At 43.3% G+C, this 19412-nt stretch carries 16 protein-coding genes and 1 pseudogene; 5 read left to right on the top strand and 12 right to left on the bottom strand.

The features are described from left to right. The first annotated feature begins 362 nt into the window (after window positions 1-362). The gene (locus tag PX482_RS04810) at window positions 363-1304 is read left to right on the top strand and encodes a hypothetical protein (protein ID WP_002756617.1); all 942 of its coding nucleotides are present in this window, start codon (window positions 363-365) and stop codon (window positions 1302-1304) included. A gap of 167 nt (window positions 1305-1471) precedes the next feature. Here the strand turns inward: PX482_RS04810 and PX482_RS04805 are convergent. The 6 genes and pseudogenes from PX482_RS04805 to queA form a co-directional block, all read right to left on the bottom strand. Further along, window positions 1472-1570: pseudogene (locus PX482_RS04805) on the bottom strand (IS982 family transposase); the annotation flags it as partial. A 140-nt stretch (window positions 1571-1710) separates the two neighbouring features. Continuing rightward, a complete protein-coding gene (locus tag PX482_RS04800; protein WP_002756618.1) occupies window positions 1711-3252 on the bottom strand; it encodes a TIGR04222 domain-containing membrane protein in 1542 nt (513 codons plus the stop codon). Between the two features lie 846 nt (window positions 3253-4098). Beyond that, window positions 4099-5829: an Rqc2 family fibronectin-binding protein gene (locus PX482_RS04795; protein ID WP_002756619.1), complete on the bottom strand. Its 1731-nt coding sequence runs from the start codon at window positions 5827-5829 to the stop codon at window positions 4099-4101. 250 nt (window positions 5830-6079) lie between these two features. Then, the gene (gene gcvT, locus PX482_RS04790; protein ID WP_288122145.1) at window positions 6080-7186 is read right to left on the bottom strand and encodes a glycine cleavage system aminomethyltransferase GcvT; all 1107 of its coding nucleotides are present in this window, start codon (window positions 7184-7186) and stop codon (window positions 6080-6082) included. A gap of 239 nt (window positions 7187-7425) precedes the next feature. Then, entirely contained in the window at window positions 7426-9114 is a 1689-nt protein-coding gene (locus PX482_RS04785) for a serine protease (RefSeq protein WP_002756621.1), read from the bottom strand. Window positions 9115-9277: 163 nt separating this feature from the next. Next, on the bottom strand, window positions 9278-10375 hold the full coding sequence (gene queA / locus PX482_RS04780; protein ID WP_288059929.1) for a tRNA preQ1(34) S-adenosylmethionine ribosyltransferase-isomerase QueA: 1098 nt from the start codon (window positions 10373-10375) through the stop codon (window positions 9278-9280). 160 nt (window positions 10376-10535) lie between these two features. Between queA and PX482_RS04775 the strand changes: the two genes are divergently transcribed. Further along, window positions 10536-10925, top strand: a complete 390-nt coding sequence (locus PX482_RS04775; RefSeq protein WP_002733765.1) for a hypothetical protein — start codon at window positions 10536-10538, stop codon at window positions 10923-10925. Between the two features lie 3 nt (window positions 10926-10928). Here the strand turns inward: PX482_RS04775 and PX482_RS04770 are convergent, their stop codons facing one another. Together PX482_RS04770 and PX482_RS04765 are read right to left on the bottom strand one after the other, a co-directional pair. After that, on the bottom strand, window positions 10929-11981 hold the full coding sequence (locus PX482_RS04770) for an LOG family protein (RefSeq protein ID WP_288122143.1): 1053 nt from the start codon (window positions 11979-11981) through the stop codon (window positions 10929-10931). A 246-nt stretch (window positions 11982-12227) separates the two neighbouring features. Then, window positions 12228-13415: a tetratricopeptide repeat protein gene (locus PX482_RS04765; protein WP_288122141.1), complete on the bottom strand. Its 1188-nt coding sequence runs from the start codon at window positions 13413-13415 to the stop codon at window positions 12228-12230. 37 nt (window positions 13416-13452) lie between these two features. On the opposite strand from PX482_RS04765, the gene PX482_RS04760 reads away from it, so the two are divergent. Beyond that, a complete protein-coding gene (locus PX482_RS04760; protein ID WP_052275540.1) occupies window positions 13453-14628 on the top strand; it encodes an esterase-like activity of phytase family protein in 1176 nt (391 codons plus the stop codon). A 111-nt stretch (window positions 14629-14739) separates the two neighbouring features. Here the strand turns inward: PX482_RS04760 and PX482_RS04755 are convergent, their stop codons facing one another. The 3 genes from PX482_RS04755 to PX482_RS04745 all read right to left on the bottom strand — a co-directional run bounded on the left by PX482_RS04755 (window position 14740) and on the right by PX482_RS04745 (window position 16909). After that, entirely contained in the window at window positions 14740-15291 is a 552-nt protein-coding gene (locus tag PX482_RS04755) for a LabA-like NYN domain-containing protein (RefSeq protein ID WP_002751943.1), read from the bottom strand. A 381-nt stretch (window positions 15292-15672) separates the two neighbouring features. After that, window positions 15673-16497 (bottom strand): sulfurtransferase, encoded by an 825-nt coding sequence (locus PX482_RS04750; RefSeq protein WP_288093752.1) that lies wholly within the window; start codon window positions 16495-16497, stop codon window positions 15673-15675. Beyond that, a complete protein-coding gene (locus PX482_RS04745; protein ID WP_002756640.1) occupies window positions 16466-16909 on the bottom strand; it encodes an ATP-binding protein in 444 nt (147 codons plus the stop codon). The genes PX482_RS04750 and PX482_RS04745 overlap by 32 nt, the downstream gene beginning before the upstream one ends. 172 nt (window positions 16910-17081) lie before the next feature. Between PX482_RS04745 and PX482_RS04740 the strand changes: the two genes are divergently transcribed. Continuing rightward, window positions 17082-18218, top strand: coding sequence for a PP2C family protein-serine/threonine phosphatase (locus PX482_RS04740; RefSeq protein ID WP_288093750.1), 1137 nt, complete (start codon window positions 17082-17084; stop codon window positions 18216-18218). Here PX482_RS04740 and PX482_RS04735 read toward each other — a convergent pair whose 3' ends face one another. Further along, window positions 18219-18542 (bottom strand): STAS domain-containing protein, encoded by a 324-nt coding sequence (locus PX482_RS04735; protein ID WP_002756645.1) that lies wholly within the window; start codon window positions 18540-18542, stop codon window positions 18219-18221. A gap of 145 nt (window positions 18543-18687) precedes the next feature. Here PX482_RS04735 and PX482_RS04730 point away from each other — a divergent pair. Further along, a partial coding sequence (locus PX482_RS04730; protein WP_288122139.1) for a phytoene desaturase family protein occupies window positions 18688-19412 on the top strand: 725 nt, incomplete at its 3' end.

Here is a 19412-nt window from a genome sequence, read left to right as displayed (position 1 = left end):
CCTTATTAAGGGGGGATTAAGGTAGGGTTGATTCATGGTAGGGTTGATTCATGAATCAACCCTACTAGGGGGTAGGGTAGGGCTGATTCATTCTCTGAATCTAATTCTTTTTTTGCTACCTTTAATCGCTTATGCGGTAAGCAAAGCACGACGTTTTTAGAAATTTTCAGATATTTATTCCGAGAAATCGACTAAAAACGTTGCCAGATAAAGATTTGAGAGAATGACATTTGAGAGAATGAAACGACCCTAGGGATTAAGGGCGGATCCCCCCGCCTATCGGCACCCCCCTTATCAAGGGGGGCAGGGGGGATCGAACCTAAAATCCATTTTTAATTTAATTATAACCAGCTACTTAGCCGATGAATATTAGCAAAACTTGCTTTATTTGCTGCTTATTATCTCAATTTTTTGGCAATGCAGCCGCGAGTTTAGCCGTGACTAAACTCGATTTTGATGCCGGTCAACCCCTAACAAATCAAGTGGTTAGATCGGGGAAAATTAAGGTACAAGTTAGCTATCAACCCATCGACCTAAACGAGAGAGTTGATGACAATTCTGATATTAATAATGTTTCTTATCAAATCTTTTATAACGAGCAACTTTATCAGCAAAATAGCGAGTATAGTGCCTTTGGCTCTGGCTATGTCGAATTAATAGATTTAGATAATAATGGCATCGATGAGATTATCGTCTCCACCTATAGCGGCGGCGCTCATTGCTGCACATCTTTGGTAATTTATACTTGGCAAAAAGATAAATTTATTAGAGAAGAAACGGGTTTTTTAGATGGTAGTGGTGGTTCCTTTGAAGATTTAGATGGAGATAATAATTATGAATTTGTCACCGTTGATAATGCTTTTTTGTATGCTTTTAGTTCCTACGCCGCCTCTTTTCCTCCCTCGAGAATTTATACTTTTCAACAGGGTAAATTAGCGGATGTCACCAGAAAATATCCCCAAGAATTAAGAAAAACTTTAGCAGCAATGTTGAAAGCTTTTCAGTTAGCTAAAAAAGAAAAAGCCGAAGTTAATGGCATTTTGGCCGGTTATGTGGCACAGAAAATTCTCCTGGGAGAATACGAAGAAGCTTGGCAATTTCTCCTCGCTAATTACGATAAAAACTCCGATTGGGGTCTCGATATCCACGGCCAAAGTATAGCGCTCGGCAAATATCCAGACTTTCCCGCTGCCCTGAGCGCTTTTCTCCTGAAAAATGGCTACTTAGGGTCTGCTGAAAAAGTTTGTTGGTGGGGGCAGGGTGTGGGGTGTGGGGTGTGGGGTGTAGGGTTTTCCCGATTTTGAGGTAGTCAGTTACCTAAAATTCAGGGAAAAAGTCCCTGAATTTTACCCGCGATCACTCCAATGGTCAGCACTTTTTGAGGGGAAAAAAGTCTAAAAACCTTATCCAACAATGTTTTTAGATTTATTCCAGCAAACCCTAAGTAGAGGCGATAAAATTCCCTGTTCCAGGAGGGTTTTTTCGGCTGGTGGCAGTAAGCAATCAAACCAGAGAGGAGATTAAGGCAGAAATTAACAGAGCTACCGTGGCGGGAATGTTCAACGGAAGTTTCCCTTTGACAAAAAGCGACAACCTCTGCTGTGGCAGAATCTGTATGGGGGAACTTCCGCTAAAAACAGACAAATTTAACGGAGTTCGCGGTTCGGCATCACGCTTCGAGCGAGCGGCTGTTAATAGCCTTGAACTCAATCAACCACCACAACCACCACAACCACCACAACCACCACAACCGCCACTGCCGCCGCCACTGCCGCCATCACTGCCGCCACTGCCGCCATCACTGCCGCCATCACTGCCGCCACCACTGCCGCTACCACTGCCGCTACTAGCAGCGGCTATGGGAGTCAGCATTTGATACAAGTCTGCTAAAGCCATATCCGCCATCAGAACTGTTGCTCCAAACAACGCCACCGCAAGCACAAGTTCAGAATCGCTGCTATTGGCTGTTTTTAAAGGTTGTAAGCGATTTGTTAAATCATTAAAAATGATCTCTCCATAACGGCTGCGCTTGCACTGTGGTTTGACAAAAAACCTTGCTCCCAAAACTAGAAGCCCAAATATACAGATGAGAAGTAAACCAACTGGCTTATCGCGAGAAATTCCCACAGCCATTTTGCACAAGCCTATTCCTAGAAGAATAACCACAATCAATGATGGATAAATTTGGGCTTTGAATGCTTGGGCATCGCTCAGAAACAAACCAAGCTGTTCTAGGCGGGAACGAATGCTATCTTTCATTACTTTAGACTTCTGGAAAACCTGTTCAATTGCCCCATCAGTGGCCAAAATATCTTGGGCGACCGCCTTTTCTACAGGATCGGCAATAGCATCGATCTTTCCTGTCACCACCAGTTTGCTTTGTGTTCTTCCAAATGGTGATTTTTCCTTTAATACCTCCACATAGCCTTGTTTTACCAAACTGGCGATTGCGGCCATAATCAGGCGATCATTGCCCCCCGCCAAGAAAGCTATCTCGTAAGTATTTAAATCAGGTTGCTGCTTTGTATTAGCGCTAACTAGGCACAGTGAAAAACGTAGCCAGGCTGCCAAAGCGATTCCCATCACTACTAGGGAAATATAGAAGGTTAAAAATTCCGGACCTGTAAAATTCATTGGGTTAGGAATTTGGGAGATTATCTGACAGCTAGTTATCATCAGTGAAAGGAAGACTAAAAAGGTAAAGATGCCTATTTTTCGCAGTTGTGGTTTGAAGGAGACTGTGAAATTAGGTTTTGACAAAACCCAGCTTTGTTGAGTGTTGATCCGGATAAAATGCAAATCTCGCCCGAATCGGTCTTTGGGTTTAGGCCAAATATCTATTGGCGGAATATGTCCAAAAAACTGTTCGTAACTTTCTAGCGTCTTGCTATACCAACTGCCAAATTTTAATTGCTCGGATGAACCCCCACGAGTCGGCTCGTGATGTAATGTGGTTTGCAAAATTTTGGGACAGAACTCTTGCCAGTACAATCGCGTATAGGTCAGATGTAAATGCCAAACTTGATCGATTTGGTCGGATGGCGTGACCGGATGTCCTGCTGCAACGGCTAGAAATATAAACTTTTTGTATTCCTCGATCGCTCTCTGAGTATAGCCTAAGGACCAGCCGTTATCTTTTGCTAATCGTTGGCTGAAAGATAATTGACTATCTGGCCGATCCAAGGCAAATGCCTGAATTCTTTTGTATAGCTCTGTCTGTTGAAAGTTCATCGTCCCTAATGGGCTATCCATAAACTGGGCCTCCCGAAAAAAACTGTTTCTAGTCGTTTATTTAGGCCGAAGAGGCTTAACTGTGCGTGAAGTTTAAATTTCTTTACCGAAAAATTGGGTTTAAAGCCTCGCCCTTTGAGGGCGACTTTATAGGATGTATGATATTAAGAATAGGGGGCCGGGTAAGCAACCGCTTAAAAAACCCAGTCATCAACCGATGAACGCACCTTGAAAACTAGAGTTATGGGGTTCTCTAGGGGAATGCTCCTATAGGTAAAAATTCTCAGCACCAAGTACCAAAGAAACCAATGATTTTAGAGGTTTTGAACTGTATCGTAGGGGCCCCCGAAAACAGGCTTCTGTAAGGTCGCGAAAGTCTGGGGAGAGAACCACCTCTGGGTTGGATTTCGCCAGGAATCTAATTCAAGTGGACTCGTTGAGCCAGAAATTCACAGCAGTGATGCTAGAAGAATCCACGTCGTAAACGGCGTGGGGTATGTCAAAAAAAGCTGGATGCCAACTATCCCTCTTTCATCCCAAAGATAGAGCAAATATTCTCAACAATCAAACTCAGTCAACTGGGCAATAAGTCTCGGAAACCCAAAAGAAAGTTGAGGAAAGTGACAGAAGCGGTTAGGTGAGGATAAAATACCAGTGGTCGCTTTAATATCACCTGAATAGTCGGTTTTTTGTGTCTTTCCCGAGACTATCGGCTGCTACCACTGGTTTGCTGTTGTTTGTTGTTGTAATCCGAGGAAATATAGTTCTTGCGTTCCCAAGCGCCTGAACTGCATTTGTCTCTCTAGTAACAATTGTAACAGACAATACCCATTTTGTGTAAAAAAAAGTAAACAATTTGGTAGAAAATTATTTTTTGCGGTAATCTTCAACCCTCTGAGGACAGCCCCAGATTACCGTTTCCTGTTTGTAAACCACCATACCGGGCTTGGCGCCCTTGGGTTTATAGACGTATTTGGGACGGGTATAGACGACGGGAACCTGTTCACTATGGCGAGCGCGGCTATAATAAGCGGCGTAATCGGCGGCAAATTGCAGATCGGCGGCTTCTGGAACTGTACCGGGGGTTAAACGGAGTAAAACGTGACTACCAGCGATTTCTTGACTATGAAACCAGATATCGTAATCGCTGGCGCTACGAAAAGTTAGCCGATCATTTTGACGGTTATTTCTGCCAATCCATAATTCTACTCCAGAGGGAGTAATAAAGCGCATGGGTTCAGATTCTTTGTTATTCGTCCGATTACGCTGGTAATTGCTTTCTAGATACTTTTGTTGGATTAATTCTTCTTGTATCTCGTCTAATGCCTGTAAATCTTCGCTGCTGCTATAATTTTCTAGTTGACTTAAACTCGATCGCACTTGTTCGAGATAATTAATTTCACTGACCACTTCCTCTAATAAAGGTTCCACCGCTAACCGCGCCCTTTTTAATTTCTGATGTTGTTTATAAAAATATTGGGCATTCTGCACGGGATTTCTTTCGGGATCGAGAGGAATAATTACAGGTGTTCCTGTCTGGAAATCCGCCAAACTAATGCTAGTCATTCCCTGCTGTATTTGCTGCAGATTTGCCATTAATAAATCCCCTTGCTCTTTATAGCGATCAGCATGAGCAGATTCTGCTAGTCTTCTTTGAAATCCTGCGGCTTTGGTTTGCAGTTTAGTCAGTAAAGAGGTGATTTTTTGGCTTAATTTTTGCTGTAGTTGTCGAAAACTTTCTTGATTAATTTGGTCGCTATAATAACGGTTTAATAATTCTTGGACATTTTTAGCCGCCGCCAGCATCTCCCCACCGATAACTGTATAACCTTCGCTTGTCCATCCCGGTTGAAAGGTTTTATTTTCGAGCATTTTTAACCATTCTTGCCAGGCCGAAAAGAGCTTTTCCCAATCATTAGTATCTAACTGATCCGTGTTTAATTTCGGGTTAATTTTGGCTTTTTGCAACAGCGATCGAGCGATGACCGGACTAACACCACGATAGGTACTAACTAACTGTTTTTCGATAGTTTTAGGGATTAAACTAACTCTGGCTTGCCAACTGCTCAAGGATTCTTCTAAACTGGGATTTGTTGCCAATAAAACGGGGGGTAGTTGATAGATTTGTCCCGTTTGTACGGTGCGAACACTAGACTGGGTGGCATTGACTTGATGGGCAACGGTGACAATTTGATTGTCAGCCGCAGTTAAAATAACATTGCTATATTTGCCCATAATTTCTATATACAAATGCCCCAGGGCCGGATCATCGGGACGTTGGGCAAATTGTAGATCGATGACTCTTTCCCACGGGGCAACAAATGCTAATTTTGTCAGGGCAAAACCATTGAGTTGATGACGCAATTGATCGCTGAAAGTGAAGGTATCTGGGACTTTTGGCGGTGGATCACCAATATGCAGCCGCGCCCCTTGGGGATGCCAAGAAATAATTAACCATCCCTTGCGATCGAAGGTTCGTAAATGGAGGGCGATCGTTTGGCGATCAATTTGATACACTTGTTCTAGTCTTGCGGGCAGCCAAGTGGCGGCAATTTCGGCACAAGTGGCGCTGAGGGTGGTAAAGTCTACGGATTGCATTTTCAGGATTCAGCTGTAGGGTGGGTTAGGCGACGGTAACTGCTACAGTTTAGTATTGATTTTGTGTTCGCCGTAACCCACCAAATTATTGCTCCTTTTTTCTCGGTGCTTTAGGTTGGTGCGTTACGCTGCGCTAACGCACCCTACTGGACTGTTTCAGCTAAAATAGGGCAATAGATTTCGGCTTAAAGTCTTAGATTATAGAATTTATAGCATTTTTCTAATACACCAAATTAGCTGAAACAAACCACTACTTTTTACTTTTATAAAAGGGTTTTTTAACGACGGTAGCGGGGTAGGTAGTGCCGCGGATTTCTACTTCGATCGCCTGTCCGATCGAGGCGAAAGGTGTGGGAAGATAGGCTAAAGCGATCGCTGTGTTTAAAGTTGGTGATAAAGTGCCACTGGTGACTTTACCCACCACTTCCCCAGCGAATACTACCGGATAATCGTGACGGGCGATATGTTTGCCGGACATCTGCAATCCCACCAAGCGCCGATTCACACCATTAAGTTTTTGGTCTTCAAGGACATTGCGACCGATAAAATCGCCTTTTTCTGGCAGATGAACCAACCAATTTAAGCCTGCCTCTAGGGGACTCGTGCTATCGTCGATATCCTGTCCATAAAGGGCTAAAGCTGCCTCTAAACGCAGGGTATCCCGCGCCCCTAAACCGCAGGGAGTCACCCCTAAATTTAAGAATTCTGTCCAAAGTTGCTGCCCGATTTCAGGAGCGGCCATAATTTCAAAACCATCTTCTCCCGTGTAACCGGTCCTAGCGATAAAAACTTTTTCCCCGAAAAGCTGGCTTTCCCAGTGATTAAATAGGCCAAAATCGCTTAATTTTTCCCCGACCAAGGGCTGTAAAATTGTGGCCGCCTTGGGTCCTTGCAGGGCAATTAAGACCCTTTCTCGCGATAAATCCTTTAATTTGACCCCCGAACCCTCTAAATTGCCTAAAATCCATTCTCGATCTTTATCGGTGGTTGAGGCATTAACAATTAATACGCCTTGGCTTTCGCTTTGGTAGTAAAAGATAATATCATCGATTATGCCACCGTCCGGGTTAAGTAAAACGCTATATTGTGCTTTTCCTGCCCTTAAACGGGCTAAATTAGAGGGAACTAGGGTTTGGAGAGATTGAACCAGATTATCTCCAGTTAAGATAAATTTGCCCATGTGGGAAATGTCAAACATCCCGACACCATTGCGGACAGCATTATGTTCGATTTTTAGGCCGCTAAACTGTATCGGCATCTCCCAACCCGCAAAAGGGGTAAATTTGCTGGTTTGTTGGGCAATTAGGTCATATAAGGGGGTACGAATAGCGGGGGAAGTTGCTTCTTGGTTAGCCACGGTGATCTCGATCGACTGGTTTTCTGCCTAGACTAGCATAGCAGTTATCAGGAGACAGGAGACTCCGAGACAGGAGACTCCGAGACAGGAGACAGGAGATTATTTTTATTTATACTTCCCACACCCCACACCCCACACCCCACACCCCACACCCCACACCCTACACCCTACACCCTACACCCCACACCCCGCTTCCCCACCTCCCCACACCCCACTTCCCCACTTCCCCACTTCCCAATTCATAATTCCCACTCCCTTAACCTTTCTCGCACCCTGTCAATGGGAATTGCGAAACCGCAGCCCAATTTAACGGCATTTTCTAGGGGTTTAGGAGTGGAGGGATCATCACAAAATAAACTCGCTTGGGAAATCACTCCCACCACTTGATTTTTATCGTTTAAAACTGGACTTCCCGACTGTCCAGAAACGACAAACATGGACAAACTTAAGGATTTTTGGTTATTATCATTAACAGTGCCTTTGCTGACAGTCCAATCTTTTTGATTAAAAGGATTACCGATCGAGATTACTGGTTGATTAGCGGCAATTGGTAGGGGCGCTAAAGCTAAAGGTTTTAAATCTGGGGGGGGATTTTTTACCTCTAATACTGCTAAATCGAGCCAGTCGTTAGGGGGGGTAGTGTGGAGAATTTTAGCTTTTGAACGCTTGGGAATTTTTCCCTGGGGTGGTTGGCTATAATACTCGACAAAAATGCGCGCCCCTGCATCGATTTCTTGACGGTAATTCGTAACCACATGGCGGTTAGTCACGATCCAAGCTGTATCTTGATCTCGTTTTAATAACCAACCAGTGCCGATACCATTGTTATTTTTGCCACGAATGACAATTTTAACAATTGAGCGTTTTAAATTCACCAGAGGATCACTCTTAACACTGGGAATTATCTCTGGCATTTTTAATAATTCGGGATTGTCGTGAATCAATCGCCCCCGTTGAATTTCCTCTAAAATAAATCTAACTTCTGATAAATTGGGATCAATTTCTACGGCCTGCCGACACCAATTTAGACCCTCATCGATCTGACCGTTGTTGATATAGATATAACAGAGATTTTCGTAAATATTAGCATTCTTGGGACTAATTTGGCGCGCCTGTTGAAAAACTGCCATGGCTTCCCCTAGTTTTCCCTGTTCCGCTAAAGCTTTACCTAAATAATTATAAATATCCCCATCTTTAGGGGCGTAAATTAAAGCCTGTCGATATATTTGCTCTGCTTCCTCCCATTTTCCCTGTTTTGCTAGGGTTTCTCCTAATTTTTTGTAGGTTTCACCCTGATTAGGTATCAATTCTAGAGCTTGCTGATAGGCATAACTGGCCTCTGGCCAGAGTTGCTGTTCACTGTAGGCCTTTCCCAGATAAAAATAGGCTTTTCCCTGAGTAGGATCGAGAAAAACCGCTGCTTGCAGAGCTTTCGCCGCCTCATCCCAACGTTGTGAACTATAGAGGGCTTTTCCTAGCTGAAATTGCGCTTTAAAAGTTGGTTTAATGATAATTGCTTTTTGGTAAGCATCGATCGCCTCTGACCATTTTTCCTCCTGCGCGAAGATATCCCCCAAAGCCACTAAATAATTACTTTGGGAGGGTTCCATCGGTGGTTTATTATTAACGATAAAGCCACGATTATATGCTTGTAAGGCTTCAGAATAGCGTTTTTGACTTTGCAAGACCTGAGCGATTTTTATATGGGCTTGGACTGAATTTTCGTGAAAAGATAAAACTGTTCGGTAAGCAGACAGAGCCGATTCCTTCTCCCCCGCGGCCAAAAGTCGATCGCCTTGCCAGAGATAGGCCAAGGCAATAAGATAAAAAATAGCAAAGGGAGCGGCGACGATGAACGCAATAATTAAAAATATTTGCAGGGGTTTGCTAGAATAGCGGCGACCAATTTTAATATCTTTTCTTTTCATTTCTTGGTTAGGATAGACAACAGGCTAGAGGTGGTTCGATAATCGACCTAGACCAATTTAGATGCGCGGGCCGCTTACACATATTTTTCCCCTTTCCTGTTGCCCTTTCCGCAGTTCTGCTCCTCCTTCTTTCTAGGGTGTGGATGTAATTTTGCCCAACTACTTACCGATTACTGCTGCAAGCGCTGGGTAGGATTAACATAGCGTCACCGAAGGAATAGAAACGGAAACGTTCTTGGATAGCTGCTTGATACAATGCCAGTAGTCTTTCCCGTCCGACTAAGGCACTGACTAACATCATCAAACTGGACTTGGGTAGGTGAAAATTAGTGATCATGCCGTCGATAACCCGCCATTGATAACCCGGATAGACAAATAAATTGGTTTTTCCCTGAAAAGCGGTTAATTTATCGCTCTTAGTTTCTTTAATTGCCCCTTCCAAGGCGCGAGCTACCGTGGTTCCTACGGCGATAACCCGGCCACCTCTAGCCTTTGTTTGGGCGATTTTTTCGGCAGTTTCGGCGGAAATCTGCAAAAATTCTTGGTGCATTAGGTGTTCTGTAATATTTTCCACTTCCACGGGACGAAAGGTTCCCACTCCCACATGAAGGGTGATATAGGCGGTATCTATACCCTTCTGGGCGAGCTTATGGAATAATTCGGGAGTAAAATGTAATCCGGCCGTGGGAGCGGCCACAGAACCCTGTTTATAACCGTAAACTGTTTGATAACGGTCTTCTTCCGCCTCTGATTCGGTGACGTAGGGGGGGAATGGAATATGACCGTACTCCTCCAACATATCCCAAAAACTGCGTCCGGGATGACGTTGAAATTCTAGCAGACGACCACTGGTGTTTAGATCTCGATCGATTACTTTCGCTAACCATAATTTTGCTTGGTCTTCCGTTCGCCCTGTTTTCGGATAAAAAAGGACTTCTGAACCGACTTTAAAGCGTTTTCCAGGTTTCACTAGGGATAACCAACGATAGTTATCTTGTTCTTCCAATAGTAATATTTCTATGGGTGCGCCGGTGGTTTTACGTCCAAATAAACGGGCCGGAATCACGCGGGTATCGTTGAGAACCAACAAATCCCCCGGCTCTAACCAAGTGGGTAAATCCCGAAAAATAGCCAAATTATGACTATTAGGAGAATCTAACACCAAAAGACGGGAACTGTCTCGGGGGTCTGCGGGATTTTGGGCAATTAACTCCGGAGGAAGGTGATAATCGTAGCTGGAGAGTGATTGGTCAGGGATCATCGTCGTTATCATCATAAAGATCTTCGCAAAAGTTGGGTAATTCTACCCAGGCGAACTTCACTAAATCGGGGATTTCTCCCCTTGGTATCTGGAACGGTTTATCGTCAGACTAGAGATATAACACTAATCGTGACTATTAGCCAACATCCCAGCGGCCACTATGGACTATCTCTATTTTCTTGCTAACGCTAGTCTAACGCTACGAGTCACCGAATACCTGCGATCGATGACTCATCTACCCTCCTCCGTCATGACGGTTATCCATCAGATTAACGGTTGGGTGGTCAAGGTCAAGTTTAATCAAATGCTTACTCCTTGCCAACACGGGGATTTTCGCGCCTACATGAATGAGTTAGGGATTCCCTATCAACCGGAAATGCGTCTCCAGATGGTTTTTTGGAGTTTGGAAACGGGACAATCTCCTATTGATGTCATGCGTCGTTACCAAGTGGCGATCGTGTCCCATGGTACCCCGGATCAGCAAGATATAGAGGCTTTTCGGCAACAATTTACTAAGGGTTTAGGATACTGTCCGGAAACTCTAGCCTAGGGTTTATTTTCTTTCGGGATGCTCTTCGAGGGTCACTACAGGACTTAAATCGTTGATGTGATCAATTAACTGATACAAGCGTCCGTAACTCTTGCCGTTGAAGTAAAAAACTAGACGAGGTAAATGGTGGCTGGAATCCCGATTCTCTCGTTCTAGAATTTGACTAGGTGCGATTTTCCCCTTAACTAGGATATCGCCGAAGTTTTGGTTAATTTGTTCGATCTGTTCCCCGCTTAGTTCGTGATTAAGACGAATAACAAAGGATTCTCCCACAAAACGGCTGGAGTGATACACCCGATAGAAGTGGCGAATTGTTTGACAAGCGTAGTCTAGATCGTTGGTAATAGTATAAAAATTCCGATCTTCGGCGGATATCAGTCCTCTTTTTTGCAGATTTTCACTAATTTGTTCTTGCCAAGTTTGCCAGTAATCCCCATCAGGCTCATCAATTAATACTAGGGGTGCAGGTCCGTATTTACCGGTTTGACAGAGGGTAAGGGTTTCAAAGGCCTCATCTTGGGTGCCGAAACCACCGGGGAATAAAGCTACTGCGTCACTTTCCCGCAGAAAAAATAGTTTTCTGGTAAAGAAATATTTAAAATCGATTAATTTGGCATCATTTATGATATGGGGATTAGCCCCCTGTTCAAAGGGTAGCTGAATATTTAATCCGAAGGAATTTTCCCGTCCAGCACCTTCATTCCCTGCTTGCATGATGCCACCCCCAGCGCCGGTTAACACCATAAAACCGTATTGACTGATACGACGTGCGAACTCTACTGCGAGACGGTATTCACTGCTGTCGGGTTTGATGCGTGCCGAGCCAAAAATGGTAAGTTTACGAATGTGACGGTAGGGGTAAAATACCTGAAATCCCTTTTCTAGATCTTCGATCGCGTAGGTTAAAATTTTCCAATCCAGGCGATCGATTTCCTCCTCGGCAATTCTGACTATTGCTTCCAGAGATCTTTGAATCCATTTACTATCTTTTAAGTGGGGCAAATGTTGCAGCAATTTCAGCAAGTCTTCGGTTAATTCAGAATAGGAATTTTCCATTGGTGGGTTGGGTTTTGGGTTTTAGGGTGTTGGGGTGTTGGGGTTTTAGGGTGTTGGGGAAGATATTTCTTAGTCCCCATTTCCCCATTTAAGTAGGGAGGCACAATTATTTGTAGGATGGGTTAGCGGTAGCGTAACCCATGCGGGCGTTGGGTTTCATGCTTCAACCCAACCTACGTTCATCTTATATTTAATTCCACCCACCTACTTATATGTCCATTAGTTAACTATTCAAAGACTTAAAGATCACTGTTCAGGATTATTTATTGCTTGATTAACTTGGGTGATTTGGGTTTGAAAATATTGTTCACGATAACGGATAGCTTGGGCTAATTTCGCACCTTTTTGGAAAGCGAGTAAAGCTTGGGGATAATTTTTTCTCTCTAGATAAATTTGACCGATTTGATCGTAGGTATTCATTAAACCGTAGTAATTATAACCCAATTCATGGACTTTAATTAATTCTTGATAGATTTGTAAAGCATAATCCACCTGTTGATAACTTTTATAGAGTTCGGCCAACTTATTTAAAGCTTCTCCTGCGGTGCCGTACTGTTGTAAAGCAAAAGCGAGAGAATAGGCTTCTTGAAAGTTTTGGCTGGCTTTATTTGCATCTTTTAAAGCTTGGTAATCTAAACCAATTTGAATTTTTAGAGCGGGGATTAACTGTATTTGCTGATTTCTGATTTGGGTTTCAGCTATTTCTTCTTTAATTTTTACGGCGTTAGCTGGTTGCAGAGATTCTCGATAAATTTCTGCTAGTCTTTGCAAATAAATTCCTTGAGTCAAAGAATTATTCTGCACCTTAGAAATAGTTAATAATTCCTCATAGACTGGAGCTGCTTTTTGATAATCAAAACGGGATAAATGAATTTGACCAAGTTTATTTAAAGTTGCTTCTACTGCCAGATTATCACCAGATTGTCTGGCATTAGCTAGGATTTTATCATAGATAATTATCGCCTCATTAAAAGCTCGTACCTGTTCATAGGATGTACCTAGTAATGCTAATAATTCCCCGTCCATTGTCTGGTTAGTTTCCGCAGTTTTTTGCAGAGCTTTTAAACGAGCAGTAATTAATTTAACATCCTCGGTTCGATCTCGATTCCAAGCTGCTAAACCCACTTTTCCCAAAGATTTTACTTCTTCTTTTGCTCCTAAATAACGATTTAATTTAATCACTTCATACCAGATAGGAAAAGCTTCCTCATTTAATCCCGCATCGTATTTAGCTTGAGCTTCAGCATCGCGTTGATCGATGTATAATAACAGTTGACGACGCTCCAAGGGAGTTAAAGGGCGATCGATTGCGGGTAATAAAGGACTTTTTAGGGGAGTTTCGAGGGGATTGGGTGCAGGGGTTTCTGTTTGTGCTAGGAGAGGAAGGGAAGTAGCGATCAAACAGAGCCATAAACTGAGAGAAAAACGTAGCATAATAGATTGATAGGAGCGTAGTAGAGGATGATATTTTGTGATCGATCGATTCTATAAGAGACTGACTGCCGAAAATTTGCGTTTCCCAATTTTGGGTTTAATTGCTAGTTTGATTGTAACCTTTAGTCTGGGGGCCTGTGGTGTCTCCCCGCAAGTTTTAGCAGAACAACGAATGTTTCTACCCCTCTCGGTCGAGTTTTTGGGAGAATATCAATTGCCACAAGCGGATTATCAAGGGACAAGGGTGGGGGGATTATCGGCAATTACCTATGATCGTGCCAATAACCGCTTTTATCTCCTCAGTGATGATCGTTCTCAGAAAGCTCCGGCCCGCTTTTATCGGGCTAGTTTGCAGATAAATGGTGAAAAAATCGAAAAAGTGAATTTAGAGGCAGTCACGTTCCTAAAAGATGGCAAGGGAGAAACGTTTAAAAAGGGATCGATCGACCCGGAAGGTATCGCTTTTTCGCCCCGACAAACTTTGTTTATTTCCAGTGAAGGTGCGGTTAAACAGGGAATTGCTCCTTTTATTGCTGAATTTGATTTGCAGGGACAATTAAAGGAGTCTTTGTTAATTCCTAATCGCTTTTTACCAGATGATACCAATCAAAAAGGAATACAGGATAATTTAGGGTTTGAATCCTTAACTTTAGGGATTACCAGCACTCTCAAAGACGATCCTTTTCGTTTGTTTACTGCCACAGAAAGCGCGTTAATTCAAGATAGTCCCACGGGAAAAAGAGCAGAAAATCTCAGAGTGCGACTTCTTCATTATGTTATTGATCCGATTGGTGCGCCTGTGTTAGTATCAGAACAATTGTATGTGTTAGATGAGCCACCCAGTGGTGCGAGATACTACGGTTTAACGGAATTATTAGCTTTAGAAAAAGAGGGTTATTTTCTCAGTTTAGAGCGAACTTTTGGTTTAGAAGGTTTTGGAGCGAAACTATTTCAGGTAGTTAATGGGAGTGCCACCGATACCTCGAAAATTGCTCGGATACCGGGAGAATTAGAAGCTTTACAGGTGCAACCCTTGCGGAAAAAATTATTACTAGATTTAGGGACTTTAGGGATTGATTTAGATAATTTGGAAGGAATGACCCTCGGTCCAAGATTAGCTGATGGCAGTCGCTCTTTGATTTTAGTCAGTGATGATAATTTTAATCCGAATCAGGTCAATCAGTTTTTACTATTTCGACTCAAGGAAAAATAAACAAGAGATGGTTAACTGCCTCACCTATCCCCTTCTGGGAGAAGGATTGGGGTGAGGACTACCAATAAAGAAAAATGGGATAAATAGCCGGTTTAAAGACAAAACGGCCGGTTAATAATCACTTTTTTCGATATCTTTGCGAATATCATTCAGGTCAATATAGCGATCGGTGGCGTTGCGTAATTCCCTAGCGATCATCCCTTCCGTAGAAACTACGGTAATATGAGTATTTTTAGAGCGCAATAGTTCGATCGCTCGTTCAAAATCGCCATCACCGCTAAATAAAATCACTCGATCGTATTGATCGACGGTATTAAACATATCGACGACAATTTCGATATCTAAATTAGCTTTCTGGGAAAACCGACCGGAACTATCATCATAATATTCTTTCAAAATTTTTGTTCTCACCGTATAACCCAAACTAATTAAAGCATCGCGAAAACCTCTTTGATCTTGGGAATCTTTTAAACCCGTGTACCAAAAGGCATTAATTAACATAATATTCGGGTCGTTGGTGAAGTAATTTAACACCTTACGCGGGTCAAAAAACCAACCATTTTTTTGTTGAGCATAAAACATATTATTGCCATCCACAAAAATCGAAAGGCGATCTTTCGGACGGGTGCCACCATTACAATGACAAAGACCGGCTTCTGTCATACAAAATACATACCTAATTTTTTATACAGTTTAACTATAAAATTACTTTTTAGTAATTTTACGGGGGAAAACGACTATTCTTTGGGGAATAGCGGTGATTTGAGAGCAAAAAGATAGCAACTAAAATAAAAATTAGCTTTTTTGTCTAAGTAGGGAGACACAATTATTTGTAGGATGGGTTAGCGGTAGCGTAACCCATGCGGGCGTTGGGTTTCATGCTTCAACCCAACCTACGTTTATCTTATATTTAATTCCACCCACCCACTTAGGAGACAAACTAGATAATAGTTTGGGAATAATTAAAAGTGATAATAGAGGGATTGTACAGTAATCAGGTCATTTTGATAATCTTTCTCGATAGATGGGTATCAATAGGGCTGGTTAGATCAGGTAGGAACACCAATCACTCCAACCTCCAGAATATAGCTTAACATTCTCGTATCCGGCTAGGGTCAGGGAAAAGATATTAACACAGGCTGTCACTCCTGAACCACAGTAGAGGATAATTTCTCGATCGCCTTGCCGCTCTTGCCAACGTTGTGTTTGCAGGTCCTGGGGTTGAGAAAAACCCTGACTATCGGTGACTTCCAACCAGGGATAATTAAGCGCCCCCTCGATGTGACCGGCGATCGGATCGATCGGTTCCCTTTCACCCCGATAGCGATCGCTTTCCCTGGCATCAATTAACACCACTCCCCCTTGCTCTTTTTGCCTTTTTACCTGCTCGATCGTGACTACCCAATCCTGTTGAACTTGGGGGAGAAAAGCGCCGGTTTTCGGCACAGGTATCTGATTAGAGACGGGATAACCGGCATTTAACCAATTTTGCCAACCACCATCGAGAATGCTGACTCGTTCATGGCCCAGATAACGTAATAACCACCAGAGACGACTGGCAAAGGCAAAACGGGAGGAATCGTAGGCGATGACATGGGTTTGACCAGAAATCACCCCTAAAGAGCTTAATTTAGCGGCTATCGTCTGCGGATTCGGTAAAGGATGACGGCCGCCATGAGGGGCAACGGGAGCCGATAAATCGCGATCGAGGTGTAAATAGAAGGCATTTTCAATATGATTGGCTAAATACTCTTGATAACCGAGATCGGGATCGTTTAACTGAAAACGACAGTCAATAACCATCAGATCGGGGCGATCGAGATTAGTCACTAACCAACTAGGAGAAACTAGGGGTGCGATCGGATTCATGGCGGGAAAATTGTTTAATAATTAACAGACAGTTGCGCTGATCTTCGCTGCGAGTATAACTGAGTTGATCGGCGATTTTTTGGAGGATCGGCAGTCCTTGCCCATGACCAGAGAAACTATAGTCATGATAGGCGTTTTTCTCGATAAAGTCCTCTAAATCGAAGGCGGAACCCCGATCCCAGATGCGAATTTCCATCTGGGATCGGGTAATCTCGATCTCGATCTCGATCGGGATTTCGGGAGGTAGGTGTCGGTGAGCGTGACGGACTGCATTGGTAAAACCTTCGGCAAGAGCAAGCTGACACTGGAGCCAGTCTTTTTGGGGAATGCCCGCTGGTTCAAGTTGCTCAAAATATTTTAAAACGGTATCTAAGGACTTGAGATCGCTATCTACCTGAAAAGAAATCTTCACCCCCGGCTTACCTCTCCAATGCCTTACGCTAGAAGTTATACCATTTTTCCCAAACTATGACTGATGTGTTAGCTCGATTCTGGATTTAATCCCTGGTTGAGGGACAAGCAAAGTCATCTGTCAGGGAGTCGGGGGTAGGCAGTAAGATTGAGATAGTCAAGTCACAAAAAAGATGGTACGAATTCTAGTAATTGATGATGATGGAGTAATTCAAACGTTTTTGAGCCGCGCTTTGCGGAAGGAATACGAGGTTTTTATTGCCAGTGATGGGGAAGAAGGATTAAAGCAAGCGGGGCAACTAAAACCAGCGATGATTATTTGTGATTGGATGATGCCGGGGATCGATGGGTTGGAAGTTTGCCGGCAAATTAAGCTCAATCCCCAACTGTCAACGACTTTTTTTATCCTCTTAACTTCTTTGGGATCGGTGGAGGATCGGGTCAAGGGATTGGATGCGGGGGCAGATGATTTTTTGTGTAAACCGATCGAGATTAATGAGTTAAGAGCGCGCGTGCGGGCGGGAATTCGTTTGCATCAATTAAGTCATGATCTGCAAGCGCAAAAACAATTACTAGAAATGGAGTTAGCGGAGGCGGCGGAATATGTGCGATCGCTGTTACCAGAACCTTTTATTTCTCCCAAACTTGCTATCGATTTTCGCTTCCTTCCTTCTCGTCAATTGGGGGGCGATGGTTTTGATTATTATTGGTTAGATAATGACCATTTGGTGTTATATCTTTTAGATGTGGCAGGCCATCGTTTGCGAGCGGCTTTACCTTCCCTTTCGGTGATTAATTTACTCCGTTCCCGTGGTTTAACTCAGGTGAATTACTATCAACCTAATCAGGTTTTACATGGGTTAAATCAAGTTTATCAAATCAGTCCTAAGAATGATAAATATTTTACTATCTGGTACGGAATTTATGATCAGAAACAACAACAGTTAACCTATGCCAGTGCCGGTCATCCCCCGGCAGTTCTCCTGACTCAAAAACCTTTTGGACAGATGATTGAAACCAGACTGAAAGCCCCCGGTTTTCCCATCGGAATGTTTCCGGAAGCAGAATATATCAATCAGGTTCAATCCCTGAATTTCTCCAGTAGCCTTTATCTTTTTAGCGATGGAATTTACGAGATCGATTGTGCTGATGGTAGGATGTGGGGACTAGAAAACTTTATTCAATCTTTACGAAATTATCACTGTAATTCTGCTAAAAATCTTGATAATTTTATTGAAAAAATTCAAGCTTTACAATTTGATGGTAATTTTAGGGATGATCTTTCGATCATGCAGGTGGATTTTCGTTAATTAACTTCCGAGGATTTTTTGTTCTAATTCTTCTCGGTTATTAAAAATTTCAAAAACTCGATCCATATCGGTCAATTCAAACAACATTTTTATCTGCTCATTAATCGAGCAGATCAATAGTTTACCCCCCGCAGAACGCACGGTTTTCAAGGATAAAACCAGCGCCCCTAAACCAGAGCTATCCATAAAGGTGACATCCTGGAAATCAACGATAATCACCTCTGAACCTCCCTGCACTGCTTCGGCAATTTCTTGGCGAAATTGGCTGGCTTGGTTGCCATCTAAAATACCCGATGGCTGCATAACTTTAATCGCAGAACTCATAAAAAAAAGGAAAAATTAAAGGTTTTCTAGCTTCTTACTAATAACTGCTCGCTGAAATCTGCTGACAGCAGCGAATCTTTAACTATTTTTAACATATTAGGGTCAAGAAAAGCGCAAAATTAAAAATAGGAATTTTTGAAACTGCATGGAAAGTTACGATGTCATCCTCATCGGTGCGGGGCATAATGGTTTAGTTTGTGCCGCCTATCTCCTCAAAGCCGGTTATCGCGTCCTGCTTCTGGAACAGCGTAGCGTACCAGGAGGAGCGGCAACCACAGAAGCGGTTATCCCAGATCTAGCCCCCGATTTTAAGTTTAATCTCTGTGCGATCGATCACGAATTTATTTTTTTGGGGCCGGTAATTGAGGAATTGGAGCTAAAACGCCACGGATTAGAGTATTTATTCTTCGATCCTACCGTTTTCTGTCCCCATCCCTCCGGCCAATATTTTCTTTCCTATCGCTCTCTGGAAAAAACTCACGCCGCAATTGCCCAGTTTTCTCGGCGAGATGCCGATCGCTACCTTCAGTTTATCGACTATTGGGCACAGTTGCTGAATGCGATCGGTCCTTGGTTTAACGCTCCGCCTCAAGATTTGCTCAGAATTGCCCGCAATTATAACTCTAGTGCCTTAGCTAGTGTCTGGAAAGCGATCGGCTCGAAAAAGAAACTGCTCGACTTCATCCGCACGATGATTACTTCCCCCGAAGATGTCCTCAATGAGTGGTTTGAGAGCGAATTTGTCAAAGCACCCCTGGCTCGTCTAGCGGCAGAAATTGGCGCTCCTCCCTCCCAAAAAGGCATTACCTCCGGGATGATGATGATGGCGATGCGTCACTCCCCCGGGGTGGCTCGCCCTCGTGGTGGTAC

Origin of the sequence: Microcystis sp. M53602_WE12, assembly GCF_030065455.1 — a bacterium.
GTDB lineage: Bacteria > Cyanobacteriota > Cyanobacteriia > Cyanobacteriales > Microcystaceae > Microcystis > Microcystis aeruginosa.
This window is presented reverse-complemented; position numbering and strand designations above follow the sequence as displayed.